General features: G+C 59.7%; 16 protein-coding genes. 13 read left to right on the forward strand and 3 right to left on the reverse strand.

Going from position 1 to position 15,929, the window contains the following annotated elements; genetic code table 11:
• Window positions 1-43 precede the first annotated feature (43 nt).
• From K9B32_RS03855 to K9B32_RS03875, 5 genes are read left to right on the forward strand one after another with little or no spacing between them, the layout of a single operon-like run.
• A complete protein-coding gene (locus K9B32_RS03855) occupies window positions 44-1,048 on the forward strand; it encodes an ABC transporter permease subunit (protein ID WP_224560584.1) in 1,005 nt (334 codons plus the stop codon).
• 9 nt (window positions 1,049-1,057) lie between these two features.
• Window positions 1,058-1,948 (forward strand): ABC transporter permease subunit, encoded by an 891-nt coding sequence (locus K9B32_RS03860; RefSeq protein ID WP_007796811.1) that lies wholly within the window; start codon window positions 1,058-1,060, stop codon window positions 1,946-1,948.
• A gap of 1 nt (window position 1,949) precedes the next feature.
• Window positions 1,950-2,786, forward strand: a complete 837-nt coding sequence (locus K9B32_RS03865) for an ABC transporter ATP-binding protein (protein ID WP_224560585.1) — start codon at window positions 1,950-1,952, stop codon at window positions 2,784-2,786.
• Window positions 2,783-3,622 (forward strand): dipeptide ABC transporter ATP-binding protein, encoded by an 840-nt coding sequence (locus K9B32_RS03870; RefSeq protein ID WP_224560590.1) that lies wholly within the window; start codon window positions 2,783-2,785, stop codon window positions 3,620-3,622. The genes K9B32_RS03865 and K9B32_RS03870 overlap by 4 nt, the downstream gene beginning before the upstream one ends.
• Window positions 3,623-3,668: 46 nt before the next feature.
• Entirely contained in the window at window positions 3,669-4,202 is a 534-nt protein-coding gene (locus K9B32_RS03875) for a gluconokinase (RefSeq protein WP_224560592.1), read from the forward strand.
• Window positions 4,203-4,271: 69 nt separating this feature from the next.
• Here K9B32_RS03875 and K9B32_RS03880 read toward each other — a convergent pair whose 3' ends face one another.
• From K9B32_RS03880 to K9B32_RS03890, 3 genes are all read right to left on the reverse strand, one after another.
• On the reverse strand, window positions 4,272-5,516 hold the full coding sequence (locus K9B32_RS03880) for an NAD(P)/FAD-dependent oxidoreductase (RefSeq protein ID WP_224560594.1): 1,245 nt from the start codon (window positions 5,514-5,516) through the stop codon (window positions 4,272-4,274).
• Between the two features lie 74 nt (window positions 5,517-5,590).
• Entirely contained in the window at window positions 5,591-6,094 is a 504-nt protein-coding gene (locus tag K9B32_RS03885) for an isoprenylcysteine carboxyl methyltransferase family protein (protein WP_224560595.1), read from the reverse strand.
• Window positions 6,091-7,143 (reverse strand): type III polyketide synthase, encoded by a 1,053-nt coding sequence (locus K9B32_RS03890; RefSeq protein ID WP_224560597.1) that lies wholly within the window; start codon window positions 7,141-7,143, stop codon window positions 6,091-6,093. The genes K9B32_RS03885 and K9B32_RS03890 overlap by 4 nt, the downstream gene beginning before the upstream one ends.
• 165 nt (window positions 7,144-7,308) lie before the next feature.
• On the opposite strand from K9B32_RS03890, the gene K9B32_RS03895 reads away from it, so the two are divergent.
• From K9B32_RS03895 to K9B32_RS03930, 8 genes are all read left to right on the forward strand, one after another.
• A complete protein-coding gene (locus tag K9B32_RS03895) occupies window positions 7,309-7,887 on the forward strand; it encodes a tetratricopeptide repeat protein (RefSeq protein ID WP_224560598.1) in 579 nt (192 codons plus the stop codon).
• Window positions 7,888-7,946: 59 nt separating this feature from the next.
• Window positions 7,947-8,552 (forward strand): RNA polymerase sigma factor, encoded by a 606-nt coding sequence (locus tag K9B32_RS03900; RefSeq protein ID WP_224560599.1) that lies wholly within the window; start codon window positions 7,947-7,949, stop codon window positions 8,550-8,552.
• Window positions 8,549-9,340 (forward strand): anti-sigma factor family protein, encoded by a 792-nt coding sequence (locus K9B32_RS03905; RefSeq protein WP_224560600.1) that lies wholly within the window; start codon window positions 8,549-8,551, stop codon window positions 9,338-9,340. Before K9B32_RS03900 ends, K9B32_RS03905 begins: the two co-directional genes overlap by 4 nt.
• 450 nt (window positions 9,341-9,790) lie before the next feature.
• Window positions 9,791-10,930, forward strand: coding sequence for a TRAP transporter substrate-binding protein (locus tag K9B32_RS03910; RefSeq protein ID WP_224560602.1), 1,140 nt, complete (start codon window positions 9,791-9,793; stop codon window positions 10,928-10,930).
• 58 nt (window positions 10,931-10,988) lie between these two features.
• On the forward strand, window positions 10,989-11,657 hold the full coding sequence (locus tag K9B32_RS03915; protein ID WP_224560603.1) for a TRAP transporter small permease subunit: 669 nt from the start codon (window positions 10,989-10,991) through the stop codon (window positions 11,655-11,657).
• The gene (locus K9B32_RS03920) at window positions 11,654-13,396 is read left to right on the forward strand and encodes a TRAP transporter large permease subunit (protein WP_224560604.1); all 1,743 of its coding nucleotides are present in this window, start codon (window positions 11,654-11,656) and stop codon (window positions 13,394-13,396) included. The genes K9B32_RS03915 and K9B32_RS03920 overlap by 4 nt, the downstream gene beginning before the upstream one ends.
• A gap of 329 nt (window positions 13,397-13,725) precedes the next feature.
• On the forward strand, window positions 13,726-15,120 hold the full coding sequence (locus K9B32_RS03925; protein ID WP_224560606.1) for a selenium-binding family protein: 1,395 nt from the start codon (window positions 13,726-13,728) through the stop codon (window positions 15,118-15,120).
• 30 nt (window positions 15,121-15,150) lie between these two features.
• Entirely contained in the window at window positions 15,151-15,780 is a 630-nt protein-coding gene (locus K9B32_RS03930) for a hypothetical protein (protein WP_224560608.1), read from the forward strand.
• Window positions 15,781-15,929: the final 149 nt, after the last annotated feature.

Below are 15,929 nucleotides of genomic sequence, written 5' to 3' on the forward strand. Positions count from 1 at the left end.
CAGGTTTGATACCTGACCGCCGGAACACTATGGACACTTGCCAATGTTGCGATATCTCATCGGACGCCTCGCGATCCTGATCCCAACCTTCATCGGCGTTTCGCTCATCGCCTTTTCGTTCATCCGTCTGCTGCCCGGCGATCCGGTCATGCTGATGTCGGGCGAACGCGTGATGGCGCCGGAACGCCATGCCCAGGTCATGCATGATCTCGGCCTCGATCGTCCGGTCTACGTACAGTACCTCGATTACCTCGGCAATGTGGTGCAGGGCGATCTAGGGGCGTCGATCGTCACAAAGCGCCCGGTTCTGCAGGAGTTCGGCACGCTTTTCCCGGCGACGCTGGAGCTTTCGCTCTGCGCCATCCTTTTTGCGATAGTGCTCGGCATCCCCGCCGGCATCTTCGCGGCCGTCAAACGGGGAACATGGTTCGACCAGAGCGTTATGGGAGTGGCTCTTGTTGGCTATTCGATGCCGATCTTCTGGTGGGGCCTGCTGCTTATCGTTCTCTTCTCGAACACGCTGCATTGGACGCCCGTCTCCGGCCGCATCGGGCTGATGTATTTCTTCAAGCCGGTTACAGGTTTTATGTTGATCGATAGCCTGCTGTCCGGTCAGGCCGGTGCCTTCAAGTCTGCCGTCTCATCGCTGATCCTTCCGACAATTGTTCTGGGCACCATTCCGCTTGCGGTCATCGCCCGCCAGACGCGCTCGGCCATGCTCGAGGTGCTGGGCGAAGATTATGTTCGCACAGCACGTTCGAAGGGCCTCGCGCCGTTGCGCGTCGTCGGCCTGCATGCGTTGCGCAACGCCATGATCCCGGTCGTAACCTCGATCGGTCTGCAGGTCGGCGTGCTGCTCGGCGGCGCAATCCTGACGGAAACGATCTTCTCCTGGCCGGGTATCGGCAAATGGATGGTCGATGCCGTCTTCAAGCGCGATTACACCGTCGTTCAAGGCGGGCTGCTGTTGATCGCCGGCATCATCATGCTCGTCAATCTAATCGTCGACCTCATGTACGGTCTCATCAATCCACGTATTCGTTACTAGGAGCGGCTTATGAGTGTGATAACCACCAAGTCGACCCAGCCGTCAGGACTCTCTGAGTTCTGGTACTATTTCTCTCGCAACAAGGGCGCTGTCGTCGGTTTCGGCGTCTTCCTGCTGGTCCTGCTGATGGCGATCTTCGCGCCGTTAATTGCCCCGCATAATCCGATCTTGCCCTATGAGGGCATGCAGCGCCTGCCGCCGGCGTGGTCGGAAAAGGGCAATCCGATGTTCCTGCTTGGCACCGATGCCGTCGGTCGCGATATGCTGTCGCGTCTGATTTATGGCACGCGCTTTTCGCTGTTCATCGGCCTCGTCGTCGCATCGCTATCGGCTGTCGCCGGCGTGCTGCTCGGCGTTGTCGCGGGTTATTTCCGGGGCAGGGTCGATACCTTCATCATGCGCGTCATGGACATCATCCTGGCCTTCCCGTCATTGCTTCTGGCTCTCGTGCTGGTCGCCGTCCTAGGGCCGGGCCTCGTGAACGCCATGATCGCGATCTCGATCGTGAACCAGCCGCACTTCGTTCGTCTGACACGTGCCGCTGTGATCAGCGAGCGCGAGAAGGAGTATGTCGTAGCTTCCCGCGTGGCCGGCGCCGGCACGTTCCGCCTCATGTTCAAGACGATTTTGCCGAATTGTCTGGCACCCCTGATCGTCCAGGCGACGCTCGCATTCTCCGCCGCGATCCTCGACGCCGCAGCCCTTGGCTTCCTCGGCCAAGGTGCCCAGCCGCCGACGCCAGAATGGGGCACGATGCTCGCGGATTCGCGTGAGTTCCTGCAGAGCAACCCTTGGCTCGTGACGTTCCCGGGTCTCTGCATCCTGATCACTGTTCTCGCTATCAACCTGATGGGTGATGGTCTGCGCGATGCGCTTGATCCCAAACTGAAGAGGTCCTGAGATGGCACTTCTTGAAATTGAAAACCTCGTCGTCGAATTCCAGACGTCGACGGGTCCGTTTCGCGCCGTCGATGGCGTGTCGCTCAACGTAGATGCGGGGGAAGTCCTCGCAATCGTCGGAGAGTCGGGATCCGGTAAGTCGGTGTCCATGCTCGCGGCGATGGGGCTTCTGCCGTGGACGGCAAAGGTGATGGCCGACAAGATGGTCTTTGACGGCCGCAATCTGCTTGGCATGTCGGCAAGCGAACGACGCAAGATCATTGGCAAGGATATGTCGATGATCTTCCAGGAGCCGATCGCCAGCCTTAATCCCTGCTTCACGGTCGGCTTTCAGATCGAAGAGGTTTTGCGAATACACCTGGGCCTAGACAAGGCTGCGCGGCGCAAGCGTGCGATTGAGCTGTTCGAGGCCGTCGGCATTCCCAACCCCGCCGAGCGGCTCGGCCATTTCCCGCACCAGATGTCGGGTGGCCAGTGCCAGCGCGTCATGATCGCCATTGCGATCGCCTGCAATCCGAAGCTTCTAATCGCCGACGAACCGACCACGGCGCTCGACGTGACCATTCAGAAGCAGATCCTCGATCTCCTGATGCGGCTGCAGACGGAGCATCGCATGGGCCTCATCATGATTACGCACAACATGGGCGTCGTCGCCGAGACTGCCGATCGGGTCATCGTTCAATACAAGGGCCGCAAGATGGAAGAGGCCGATGTCCTGTCGCTCTTCGAATCCCCGAAGAGCGATTATACAAGGGCACTACTTGCCGCCCTGCCGGAAAATGCCACCGGTGACCGGCTGCCGACCATCGGCGAAATTTTCAAGGGAGCGGCCCAATGACGCCAGTCCTCGAAGCAAAGAACATTGTCCGCAATTATTACCTGCCGGGCGGCCTCTTCAAGAAGGAGAGGACCGTGCATGCCGTCAAGGGTGTGAGCTTCACGGTCGAGCAGGGCAAGACGCTGGCGATTGTCGGCGAAAGCGGTTGTGGCAAGTCGACGCTTGCCCGCATTGTCACAATGATCGATCCGGCGAGCGGCGGCGATCTGTTTATCGACGGCAAGAAGGTCGATATCGCTGCAGGCGATATGACGCCGGAAATTCGCCGCAAGGTACAGATCGTCTTCCAGAACCCCTACGGTTCGCTGAACCCGCGCAAGAAGATCGGTGACATCCTGATGGAGCCCCTGATCATCAACACCGATACGCCCGCTGCCGAGCGACGCGAATTGGCAGCGGCGATGCTCAAGAAGGTCGGTCTCCAGGAGGTCCATTTCAACCGCTACCCGCATATGTTCTCCGGCGGCCAGCGACAACGCATCGCGATCGCTCGCGCTCTGATGTTGAACCCAAGGCTCCTGGTTCTCGACGAGCCGGTGTCCGCGCTTGATCTCTCGGTCCAGGCCCAGGTGCTCAATCTGCTCGCTGACCTGCAGGACGAGTTGAACCTCACCTATGTCTTCATAAGCCACGACCTGTCGGTCGTCCGCTATATGGCCGACGATGTCATGGTGATGTATTTCGGAGAGGCTGTGGAGTACGGCACGCGGGATCAGGTTTTCAATGATCCGCAGCACAGCTACACGAAGACGTTGTTTGCGGCGACGCCGCGCGCCGATGTCGAAACCATCAGGGCGCGTATTGCGCGCAAGAATGCCACCCTGGCTGCTTCGTAGGAAGGGTTCGCCAGCGTTAGCGACACCGGTGCCGGAGTGATAAACGATGCCAGAGACTAATCGGGACCCTTACGCCATTATCGTCATGGGGGTCAGTGGTTGTGGCAAATCCTCCGTCGGCCTGAAGATTTCGGACGCCCTCGGCATGCAATTTGTCGAGGGCGACCAGCTTCATCCGGCATCGAATGTCGAGAAGATGTCGAAAGGCATTCCGCTGACGGATGACGACCGCATGCCTTGGCTCGATCTCATCGGTGAAACGATGAAGGCATCGCTTGATCGCGAGCAAGGCGTCATCGTCTCCTGCTCGGCGCTGAAGCGCACCTATCGCGACCGACTGCGCAAGGCGGTCAATGGAAAGCTCTTTTTCGTCTATCTGTCAGGCTCGAAGGAACTGTTGACGAAACGAATGGGCGAGCGCAAGGGCCACTTCATGCCCATGTCGCTGCTGGAGAGCCAACTGGCGACACTGGAAGTGCCGACTGGAGAGCCTGGCGTTGTGACCGTCGATATCGACGATACGATCGAAGGGATCGCGCAGGCGGCGCTCCGCGATCTCACGTCGTTGGGCGTAGCTTAGCCGTCGGTCCGCAACAGGACCTTCTTCTTGAAGAGGAAGTATGACCGCAGGCAAACGCGATGACGTTGCTCAGGTGAAACGCTGCGGCGAATAGGCGGAAATATCGATGAATGGCCGTTCGCCTGCAATGGCCTCCGCCAGCGCGCGCCCAGTGACCGGCCCCAACGTCAGTCCGTGATGGGCGTGGCCGAACGCGAACCATAGACCGTCGTGTCGCGGCGCCCTTCCAATGATGGGCATCATATCAGGCGTGCAGGGGCGGGCGCCCATCCAGGGCTCCGGATCGAGCCTCTCGCCGAGCGGAAAGACTGCGCGCGCTACCTTCTCGGCGCGGTCGAGCTGCACCGGCGTCTTCGGCGCGTCCAGCGCGGCGAATTCAGCGCCTGTCGTCAACCGGATGCCGCGGCTCATCGGTGCAAGGAAGTAACCTCGTTCAGCATCCAGCGTCCAGTTGTGGAGGGTTGCATTGCCTGTCGTGGCATAATGCATGTGATAGCCGCGTTTGACGCCGAGCGGAAAGGCATAGCCGAGCCGACGTGTGGCGACCGCGGCCCAGGGGCCGAGCGCCAGAACCACATCCTCAGCGTCCAGCGAGCCTTCGCTGGTCACCACCCTCCAGCTCGCACCGGAACGACCGAGGGAGTTGGCGTCACCAGTGACACACTTTCCGCCTAGACTCTCGAAATAGGAGCGGTAGGCCATCGTCAATCCGTGTGGGTCGAGCACCGACCACGGATCGCGCCACCGCAGGCCGCCGATGAAATCTCCCTTGATATGGGGTTCGAGCCGCGCCACGCCGGCGGCATCCAACTGCTCGTGCATGACGCCGAACTCGGCCCGTAGCCGCTCAGCCTCGGCGAATTCGGCATCGCGCCGACCGGCTGTGCGGAAGATCTCCATCCAGCCATCCTTCCGGATCAGATGCTGCGCATTCGACGCTTCGATCAGATCATTGTGCTCCGAAATCGAGTGCTCGATCAGCGGGGCATAGGCACGAGAAATCATCTCGTGACGCCTGGCGTTCGAATTCCACCAGTAGCGGCCAAGGAACGCCAATTGTCCGGGCAACGCCTTAAGGTGATAGTGGGCGTCGATCCGGTTGTTGAAGGCATAGCGTATTAGAAGGCCGAGCTGCTGTGGAAAGCCGTATGGTACGACGCCTTCGCGTTGAATGAGACCGGCATTGCCGAACGAGGTTTCATTGCCTGGCGCCTTGCGGTCGATCAACGTCACCTGCAGCCCCCGGCGCTGCAGGTGAATGGCCGTCGATACGCCGACGATACCGGCGCCAAGTACAATTGCGTTCTTTGTCATTGCCATGCATTCCACTTATTGCAAGCAATGAAAATGCCGCTCCGACAAGCTACAGGCAAACGAAAAATTTCGTTTCATTTCAAAAACATTGTCGTTTTCAGTGCCTCGTTTTCAGCTTTGATGCGGACATAAAGCACTGCGGCGTTGAGCACCGAAAATATCGCTGCGTAGACGGGCATGCCGAAGGCCAGAGGAAGGATGGCGATCTCGCCTACCACGACGACATAGTTGGGGTGGGCCAGGAACCGGTAGGGTCCGCTGCTGACGAGCGGAGCGCCCGGCAGCACGATGATGCGTGTCGTCCATCGTCCCTTGAGCGTGCCTATGACCCAGAGCCGGCCCGCCTGCAGGACCATGAAAACGGCAAACCATAGCGGGTCGACCGGGCGGCCGATCGCCAGCAGCCACAATCCGGCGATCCAGCAGCTATGCAGGGCCACCATGTAAGGATAGTGCAGCGGTGCGACCTCCTTCGCGCCACTGCTCAGAAGCACCTGTGTATTGTGGCGGGCAAGGGCAAGTTCCGCGAGGCGCTGTGCCGTCACGAAGACGAGGAGTGCAATTGAGGGCCACATCATGCGACCCTCTTTAAGGTCACGCAGCTTGCCGTAAAGCCCGGCCCCATCGCGACCATCGCGCTGCGCTCCGGCAGCCCCGCCTTCAAGGCGCGCTCGAGCACGAAGAGCACCGTGGGCGAAGACATGTTGCCGTATTCGGCAAGCACCGCGCGTTCGTGGTCCAGGGTTCCTGCTTCAAGCGACAGCGCGCTTTCAAGGGCAGTCAGCACCCTCGTCCCGCCGGGATGGCAGATGAAGCGATCGATGTCGGCCCGAGAAAGACCGTTGCGCGCCAATATTCCGTCGACAGCCGGGCCGAGTTCCGTTTCGGCAAAGGGCGGCAACGATTGAGCGAGAACCACACCGAAGCCAGTGTCGTCAATCTTCCACCCCATGATGCCGAGCGTATCGGGGAAAAGATGCTCACCCGTCGACTCGACCTCCACCTTTCCCTCCCGTCCTGCCCGGAGAATGCAGGCTGCCGCGCCATCGCCGAAAAGCGCCGTGGCGATGATGTTCGCGCGCGTCAGTTCGTCCAGCCGGAACGCCAGCGTGCAAAGTTCGATTGCCACGAAAAGCACCGTTGCGCCTGGCCGATCCCGGGCGAACCGCGAGGCGATGGCGAAGCCGGAAACACCGGCCGCGCAGCCGAGCCCGAAGACCGGAACACGTTCGATATCCGAGCGAAAGCCCATTTTCTGTGCGAGCTGTGCATCAAGGCTCGGTGTGGCAATGCCGGTGGACGAGATCGTGACGATACAGTCGACGTCGGAGCCTCGTAGGCCCGCCTTCTTCAGCGCATTGGTGGCTGTCTCGAAAAACAGGCTGCGCGCCACGTCGCCGTAGGCTTCCATCCGGTCCTGCCAGCCATGCGGCTCGATGAACCATTCCAGTGGACGAGCGGCATAGCGTTTCCTAATGCCGGCATTGTCGAAGACGCTGGCAAGGTGGGAGAAATCCTTGAAGCGTGATGAAAACAAACGGGCGGAAGTCGCCGCCGCTTCCTTTTGTGTGATGACATGTTCCGGCGTTGCAACGGCAAGACTCAGTAATTTTACGGTATCACTCACGGAATGCTCCTTGTGGCCGGCGCGTGAGCGGCTAACACCTCAGACCTGCATTTATTCGCTGGCGCCGGAGCTGCGACGCCAGAAAAAAGAAGAACACGCAATCGAATAAAGTGCCAGCCAACAGTGTTCACTCGCCGCTAACGTCATTTTCCTAGGAGATATCCCATGACGATCGCGACTGTTCGTATTGCTTCCATCCTGGTCGGCGGCTGCATTGCCGCTTTCGCGCTTTCTGCCCCTGCCTTCGCGATAGGCGGCGGCGGCAGCGGCAGCGGAAGTGGCTCCAGCGGCGCCGGTAGTTCTGGCGGCAGCAGCGGCACCATGCCGACCTGCAAGAAGGGCCAGCTGTATGACAAGAAAACGAAGCGGTGCGTCAAGCAGAGTAGCGCCAACGTGACGGAAGAAAACCGCACGGACTATGCCTATTCACTGGCAAAGGTCGGCCGCTACGAGGAAGCGCTTGCCATGCTCGATACGTTGAGGAACCCGAATACCGCTGAGGCCCTGAACTATCGCGGCTACGCCACCCGCAAGCTTGGCCGCACGGACGAGGGAATTTCCTACTACCTGAAATCCGTCGAGCTTGATCCCAACTATGCGCAAGTTCGCGAATATCTCGGCGAAGCCTACGTTATCAAGGGACGTCTTGATCTCGCCAAGGAGCAGCTCGAAACGATCAAGACAATCTGCGGCACCGAATGCGAGGCGTATCGCGATCTCAACGAAGCGATCCTCAAGCCGTAGGAGCTATGACGCTGACGCAAAGCGGGAATGTGCAATTTCGGTTGAACGGGAACTACCAAATGCCGGTCGCGTACACCACATTTCCTGCCTATAGTCGCGCAAAACCGAGGCCGTCGGTGCAACCGGCGGCTTTGGAAGGAAAACTCGTGGCGGAGGCTCTCATCGCAAGCGAAGCCGACATTAGGAGCGGCCTGGCGGAAAATCTTGTGCGGCTGTGGCGCTACGGCCTCGTGCTCTCGCATCGCCGCGATATTGCCGACGATCTCGTGCAACAGACCTGCCTGCGTGCCCTTGAACGCGTTGAACAGTTCCAGGCCGGAACGCGGCTGGACCGCTGGTTGTTCTCTATCCTGCATTCCATCTGGTTGAATGAAATCCGGTCGCAGCGGGTGCGCCTCGGTCAGGGCTTTGTCGATGCTGACGAGGCCTTGGTCGTCGATGGAGCCCATGACACGGAAACGCATGTCATGGCGAACCAGGTTCTACGATTGGTCAATGCGCTGCCGGATGCGCAACGGGCCGCCGTCTTCCTCGCCTATGTGGAAGGCCTTTCCTACAGGGAGGTAGCAAGCATATTGGATATCCCGATCGGAACCGTGATGAGTCGCCTTGCTGCGGCGCGCGCCAAGATCGCAGCCAATGTCTCGGGAGAGGGGGCGAAATGAACGACAAGAACCCGATCCTTTCCGATGAGGAGTTAACGGCCTATATCGACGGCGAACTGTCGGATGCGGAAGTGTCGCGCATCGAGGCGCTTCTCCATTCGAACGAGCGTGTGGGCGCAAGGCTGAAGTTCCTGTCGCGTAGCAGCCTCGAGTTCAAGCAAGCCTTCGAGCCGCTGCTTACCGCGGCGCCGAAGACCGAACTCGATGCCATGCTCGGCGTTGTGCCGGGCGATGCAAAGCCGGCTCCCTCGCGCCCCAGTCGCCGAGGCTTCCTTAGCGCGATTGCCGCCTGCCTCGTCGCGGGTGTTGTCGCCGACCAGGCCTTCATCGGCGTTCGCAATCGCTTGCATGCGCCTGATGAAAACAGCGAATGGCGCACTGTCGTTGCCGAATACATTTCCCTCTATACCGCAGATACCCTGGCCGGCCCGTCGCCGTCCGATGACGCGCAGGCCGCGCAACTGGCTCTCCTCGACGACAAGCTTGGCCTTTCCCTTTCACCTCAGACGGTGTCGCTGCCAGGTATCGAGTTCAAGCGTGCTCAGCTGTTGCAGTATGACGACAAACCGCTGGCGCAGATTGCCTATCTAGACCCCGAGACGGGGCCGCTGGCGCTGTGCATTGTCCGCTCGGATGTCGGCACGAAGGAGCCTGACGTCGAAGGCCGACACGGCATGAACGTTGTCTACTGGTCAAATCCAACGCACGCCTTCATGCTGATCGGCCGCATTCCGATCGACCGCATGCAGGAGCTGGCGGAGGGTGTGAGGAAAAAGACCTTAGCGTGATGCTCAGGGGGAATTTGGCCGAGGAACCCGGATTTCCGTATTTCAAACGTCTAACAAAATTTCCTCTGAATTCCCTATGTTTTTCCGATCGTGAGCGATGATCGCCTCTGGCGCAAAGCGGAAGCAGCGTCGCTTAAATCAGCCGGGACGCTTGCCAACTCTCGTCAGTCGACGCCTCCAACAATCGCCTCCATCTTTAGTGCATGCACGGCTCCGACCGCCACTGCCGGGGTTGACGCCGGGCCGTTCTAACGGGCCAGCCAGATGGTAGCTTCGGGAGCTGGTAGTCAGGGAAAGGTGCGGACGCACAGATGTTGTAGTTGGAGCTCATTGAGGAGTATTATCTAAATCTAAAATAGAAGATTATGAGCGGGATATGAGCGGAAAACCGCAGAGCCCTTTTCCGCATCTCGTCCATAAGCGAGGAAGCCCATGCTTCGGGAGGATGAGATGAAACCTACAAGAATCAGGGGCAGACCGTCGCGTCGCAGATTTCTAAGTGGAGCGGTCGTGGCCGGTGCGGTGATAATCGCGGCGCCAAGCGTCGCCAAGGCGCAGGGGCCGGTCAACATGCGTTGGCAGAGCACCTGGCCATCCAAGGACATCTTTCACGAATTCGCGCTTGATTTCGCAAAAAAGGTCACCGACATGACCGGTGGCGATCTCAAAATTGAAGTGCTGCCGGCAGGTGCGGTGGTGCCCGCCTTCGGCTTGCTCGACGCGGTCTCCCAGGGGACGCTCGACGGAGGGCACGGCGTGGTTGCGTATCACTACGGCAAACAGACGGCGCTGGCTCTGTGGGGCTCGGGGCCGGGATTTGCCATGGATGCCAACATGTTGCTCGCCTGGCACAAATACGGCGGCGGCAGGGACCTCCTCGTAAAGCTCTATGAATCGATTGGAGCCAATGTGGTTTCGTTCCTCTACGGGCCGATGCCGACACAGCCGCTCGGCTGGTTCAAGAAGCCGGTCGCCAAGGTGGCGGATATTCAGGGGCTGAAATTCCGCACCGTCGGCATTTCCATTGATGTGTTCACCGGCCTCGGTGCCGCGGTCAATGCGCTGCCTGGCGGCGAGATCGTTGCGGCATTGGACCGCGGCCTGCTCGACGCGGCCGAGTTCAACAACGCGTCGTCCGACCGGGCTTTGGGTTTCCCTGATGTCTCCAAGATTTGCATGCTGCAAAGCTTTCACCAGAATGCCGAGCAGTTCGAGGTACTGTTCAACAAGGCGAAATACGATGCATTGCCTGACCAGATGAAGGCGATCATCTCCAATGCCGCGGAGGCCGCCTCTCAGGACATGCACTGGAAGGCGATCGACCGCTATTCGACCGACTACGCGGAGATGCAAACAACCGACAAGGTCAAATTCTACAAGACGCCGGAAGCGATCCTCAAACGGCAACTGGAAGTCTACGACGAGGTCGTGAAGAAGAAGGCAGCGGAAAACCCGCTGTTCAAGGAGGTTATCCAGTCGCAAATAGCTTTTGCGGCGCGGGCTACGCGGTGGGAACAGGATACCGTCGTCAACCGCCGGCTAGCCTTCGATCACTACTTCGGCCCGAACGGAGTTGCGAAGGAACTATAACGTTATCACCGGACAACGGTGCTTCTGACGAAGGTATGGGCTATCTCGGGGGGCACCCGTGGACGTTCAGCAGTTTCTCATCAGGATCGATGCGATCAGCGTGTGGGTCGGCAAGGCTGCGGCGTGGCTGATCATCGGCCTGATGACGCTCGTCTGCATCGAAGTCTTCAAACGCTACATCATGAACATGCCGACAGCGTGGATTTTCGATGTCAGCAATATGTTCTACGGCACCCTGTTCATGCTCGCCGGAGCCTATGCGCTGGCGCAGAATGCCCATGTACGCGGTGACTTTCTCTACAGCTCGCTCAGGCCTCGCATACAGGCGACGCTCGATCTCCTTCTTTATATCCTATTCTTCCTGCCGGGCGTCGCCGCGCTCATCTATGCCGGTTACCACTATGCGGGGTTATCCTGGCGGATCGGCGAGCATTCGACCGTCACGGCGGAAGGCCCACCGATCTACTACTTCAAGACTGTCATTCCGGTAGCGGGCGTGCTCGTCCTGATTCAGGGGCTCGCCGAGATAGCGCGCTGCATCCTCTGCCTGAGGACCGGAGAATGGCCGCGCCGGCTCAAGGATGTGGAGGAAATCGACGTTGTCGCCGAACAGCTTGCGCATAGCGAGCACATAGACGCGCAAACGCGCGAGGCGGCGATCCAGCGCGCCCAGGATATCGAGAGGGCGGCGCGGCAACGGGGCCGGGGAGGAGACATCGAGACGTGAGCGATCCGTTCCTCGGACTGACGATGCTAATTCTCATCGTGGTCGTCATCGTCATGGGGTTCCCGACAGCCTTCACGCTGATGGGGCTCGGCATGATTTTCGGCTTCTACGCATTCTACAATCCGGCCGAGCACTGGATCGACAACCGCGTCTTCGACCTGATGGTTCAGCGCACCTATGGGGCGATGACCAACGATGTCCTGATCTCCATCCCGCTCTTCGTGCTGATGGGTTACGTGATGGAGCGTGGTGCGCTGGTGGACAAGATGTTCTACAGCATCCAGCTTTCCTTCCGGCGGATTCCCGCCTCGCTTGCCGTTGCCACCCTCATTGTCTGCACCTTCTGGGGCATTGCCAGCGGCCTCGTCGGCGCCGTGGTGGTGCTGATGGGCGTCATTGCAATGAACCCGATGCTGCGTGCCGGCTATGACGTCAGGCTTGCCTCGGGAGTGATCACCGCCGGCGGCACGCTGGGCATTCTGATCCCACCATCCGTGATGATCATCGTCTATGCGGCGGTTGCGGGACAATCGGTCGTCAAACTCTATGCCGCCGCGATGTTTCCCGGCTTCTTCCTTGCGCTTCTTTATCTTGCCTACATCCTCGGCTGGGCGACGATCAGTCCGAAGATCGCGCCCGCCCTGCCCGAGCAACAGACGAGAGTCCCCGTGCCCGCTTGGATGAAGAGCTTTCAGGCGCTCTATTCCCACAACATGCTGGTCGGGCTTCTCCGCGCATTGGTCTCGCCATCAAAGGCGATGGCGCTCGAGACGGACGAGGGGCGGTTCAGCTACTGGAAGCTGGTCAAGAATGCCTGTGCCGCGCTCGTGCCTTTCTCGCTGACGGCATTCACTCTGGCGCTCGTGTGGTGGTATGTCGTCATCTATCCTCAGGCATCGGCAGTGGCGGAAGCACCGGAAGGGCTGGAACAACTCGGCACACCTGCACCTGACGCCGCACCGGTGGTAGTGAACGGGCCAGCAACCACTTTCTACGTGGCCTTCGGGATTGTCGCCGCAATCGCGGCGGCGGTGCTCCTGCGCTACTACAGGAATATGAGTGCGGAGCGGCTGCAGGTTGTGAAACTGCTGGTTTCGTCGGTGATGCCGCTCGGGATCCTGACCGTCGTCGTGCTCGCCGTCATTCTGTTCGGCATCACGACGGCGACCGAGTCCGCCGCGGTTGGGGCCGCCGGCGCCTTTCTGCTGGCGTTCCAGGCCCGGACGCTCAACTGGAAACGCACGAAGGAGGCGGTCTTCCTGACAGCGAAGACCACGGCCATGGTTTGCTGGCTCTTCGTCGGTTCGGCGCTCTTTTCCGCTGTCTTCGCTATCCTCGGCGGCCAGACACTGGTTGAAGAGTGGGTGCTGGCGCTCGACCTCACGCCCGTGCAGTTCATGATTCTGTCGCAGGCGATCATCTTCATTCTCGGCTGGCCGCTCGAATGGACCGAGATCATCATCATTTTCGTGCCGATCTTCCTTCCGATGCTGAGGCACTTCGATATAGATCCAATCCTCTGGGGCGTGCTCGTCTTCGTCAATCTGCAGGCAGCGTTCCTGTCGCCGCCGGTGGCGATGTCAGCCTATTATCTCAAAGGCGTCTCGCCACCGCACGTCACCCTCAACCAGATCTTCGCCGGCATGATGCCCTACATGCTGATCGTCATCCTCTGCATGATTATCATGTATGCGTGGCCGGGCATGACACTCTGGCTTCCGAACTATCTTTACGGCTAAGAGACATTGCCGTTTGCGGCGGCCCGTGCCGCAAAACCTCCATGCCAATGCCTGTTGCCATCGATTTCTTTTGCTCTGACATCTCAAAGTCCCGTTGATGTGGTGGAAGCCGCGGCGAGAGCGGCGAAAAAGGGACTGCCCAAACCCGGCATTATTTGAGACAATTGCGTGGGGAGGATTGCCTCTACGGCTCGCTCAGCCGGTTTCGAATCGATATCTCGTCGAAACGTCCTTGGATCCTGCCCCGTCCGCAGCGGTGAGTCGGCTGTCGGCAAGCATCTAGCGAACATTTTTTGTTGTTCAGCAAACGCGAGCCAGGAGCACTTCACATGGTAACGTGGAAACCCGATCCAAGCTTTTATCCGTCACCGCGAATGGCCATGAAAGCCGCGCCGGAGACGCTTGCCTACGTCGTCGCCTTCGATCCGGCGCGAGCGGTTCCCGACGAGCTGGCGGTCGTCGATGTAGATCCGAAATCGGCTTCTTACGGGCAGATTGTAAATAACCTCGCGATGCCCAATGTCGGCGACGAATTGCATCATTTCGGCTGGAACGCCTGCTCGTCCTGTCTATGTCCGAACGCACCGCACCCGCATGCCGAGCGCCGCTATCTGGTCGTGCCGGGACTAAAATCCTCCCGCATCCATATCATCGACACCAAACCGGATGGCAGGAGTCCGTCCATCGCCAAGGTAATCGAGCCCGGCGAAGTGGCCGAACGGGCTGGTTATTCCCGGCCGCACACAATTCATTGCGGCCCGGAGGGCATCTATGTTGCCGCACTTGGTAATGCCGAAGGCAAGGCCCCAGGCGGCATTTTTCTAATGGATCACGAGACCTTCGAGGTCCGCGGCCAGTGGGAAATGGATCGGGGGCCGCAACAGCTTTCCTATGACGTCTGGTGGCACCTTGGCCACGATACGCTCGTGACCAGCGAGTGGGGCACGCCGGATATGTTCGAAAACGGCTTGATCCCGGAAATTCTGCTCGGCGCGAAATACGGCCGCCGTCTGCATTTTTGGGATCTGCACAAGCGCAAGCACCTGCAGACCATCGATTTTGGCGACAAATATCAGCTTGTATTCGAACTCAGGCCTGCGCACGACCCGACCAAGGCCTATGGATTTGTCAACTGCGTGCTCAGCCTCGAGGACCTCTCCTCCTCGATCTGGGTCTGGCACCGTGACGGCGCGAAGTGGGGGGTGACAAAGGTGATAGATATTCCGGCCGAGCCCGCCGATCCGGACCTGTTGCCGCCGGTGCTGAAGGGTTTCAATGCGGTGCCGCCGCTCGTCACCGACATCGATCTTTCGATGGATGACAGATTTCTCTACGTGTCCTGCTGGGGAACCGGCGACCTGCGTCAGTACGATGTCTCCGATCCGTTCAAGCCGAAGCTGACTGGCAAGGTCCGGATCGGCGGTATCGTTTCGCGTGCTTCGCATCCAGGGGCGAATAACGACGCGCTGAATGGTGGCCCGCAAATGGTCGAGATCAGCCGAGACGGTCGCCGCGTCTATTTCACGAACTCACTCTATGGGGCGATCGACGAGCAGTTCTATCCCGACGGCGTCTCTGGCTGGATGGTGAAGCTTGACGCGGAACCGGACGGCGGCATTGCCTTCGACGAGAAATTCTTCGTCGAATGGCCGAAGTCACATCGCCCGCACCAGGTCCGTCTGCAGGGTGGAGATTGCTCGTCAGATTCCTACTGTTACCCGTAGGGAAAATGACGTCAGCCGGATGAGGCGCCCATGAACGAGCTCTGGCCCTGGATGCTGCTGGCGGGACTGGGCGCCTTCCATGGTCTCAATCCGGCGATGGGATGGCTGTTTGCCGTCGCACTTGGCGTTCACCGGCAGAGTTCTGCCGCGGTGGTTCAGGCGGTACCCGCCATCGCCCTCGGGCATGCTGTCTCCATCGCATTGGTCGCCGGAACTGTTGTCGCCGCCGGCCTGCTCGTGAACCAGGATGCTGTACGCACGGCCACCGGTGGGGCGCTTGTTGTATGGGCTATCTGGCATCAGGTCTTCGGGCACACCCGCCGCGTTCGCATCGGCTTGCGCACGGGGCTTGCCGGCCTTGCCTTCTGGTCGTTCCTGATGGCGACGGCCCATGGTGCGGGGCTCATGGTCCTGCCGGCCTTGATGCCCCTCTGCCTCACGGAGTCGCCATTGCGCGAAATCGGCGTTGGGTCCGCAGCGATGACGATCGCAGCGGTCGGTGTCCACAGCCTTGCGATGTTGGCGGTCACAGGTCTCGTTGCCCTGGCGGTCTATCGCTGGGTCGGGCTCGAGATATTGCGCCGTGCCTGGATCAACATGGATCTCGTATGGACGCTGGTGCTGCTTGGCACCGGTGTCGCGCTGCTGATCGTCGGGTGAGGGTGACACCTACGTCATCGATATAATGATCGCTTTATCGCGCGCATCCTTTGATGCCACCTGGGACACTGCCCTTGCTCGCCGCTATCGACGCCTAAACAGGATCTGTCCCGTCGGAGAGCAAGCATCGAAGGGAAATTATAGAGAAT

It is taken from the genome of Rhizobium sp. 3T7 (assembly GCF_020166565.1).
Taxonomy (GTDB): domain Bacteria; phylum Pseudomonadota; class Alphaproteobacteria; order Rhizobiales; family Rhizobiaceae; genus Rhizobium.

What these genes read in the sequence shown, in the direction of transcription:
- K9B32_RS03855 (WP_224560584.1), top strand. Translation starts at nt 44, where the DNA reads ATGTTGCGATATCTCATCGGACGCCTCGCGATCCTGATCCCAACCTTC.
- K9B32_RS03860 (WP_007796811.1), top strand. Translation starts at nt 1,058, where the DNA reads ATGAGTGTGATAACCACCAAGTCGACCCAGCCGTCAGGACTCTCTGAG.
- K9B32_RS03865 (WP_224560585.1), top strand. Translation starts at nt 1,950, where the DNA reads ATGGCACTTCTTGAAATTGAAAACCTCGTCGTCGAATTCCAGACGTCG.
- K9B32_RS03870 (WP_224560590.1), top strand. Translation starts at nt 2,783, where the DNA reads ATGACGCCAGTCCTCGAAGCAAAGAACATTGTCCGCAATTATTACCTG.
- K9B32_RS03875 (WP_224560592.1), top strand. Translation starts at nt 3,669, where the DNA reads ATGCCAGAGACTAATCGGGACCCTTACGCCATTATCGTCATGGGGGTC.
- K9B32_RS03880 (WP_224560594.1), bottom strand. Translation starts at nt 5,516, where the DNA reads ATGACAAAGAACGCAATTGTACTTGGCGCCGGTATCGTCGGCGTATCG.
- K9B32_RS03885 (WP_224560595.1), bottom strand. Translation starts at nt 6,094, where the DNA reads ATGATGTGGCCCTCAATTGCACTCCTCGTCTTCGTGACGGCACAGCGC.
- K9B32_RS03895 (WP_224560598.1), top strand. Translation starts at nt 7,309, where the DNA reads ATGACGATCGCGACTGTTCGTATTGCTTCCATCCTGGTCGGCGGCTGC.
- K9B32_RS03900 (WP_224560599.1), top strand. Translation starts at nt 7,947, where the DNA reads ATGCCGGTCGCGTACACCACATTTCCTGCCTATAGTCGCGCAAAACCG.
- K9B32_RS03905 (WP_224560600.1), top strand. Translation starts at nt 8,549, where the DNA reads ATGAACGACAAGAACCCGATCCTTTCCGATGAGGAGTTAACGGCCTAT.
- K9B32_RS03910 (WP_224560602.1), top strand. Translation starts at nt 9,791, where the DNA reads ATGAAACCTACAAGAATCAGGGGCAGACCGTCGCGTCGCAGATTTCTA.
- K9B32_RS03925 (WP_224560606.1), top strand. Translation starts at nt 13,726, where the DNA reads ATGGTAACGTGGAAACCCGATCCAAGCTTTTATCCGTCACCGCGAATG.
- K9B32_RS03930 (WP_224560608.1), top strand. Translation starts at nt 15,151, where the DNA reads ATGAACGAGCTCTGGCCCTGGATGCTGCTGGCGGGACTGGGCGCCTTC.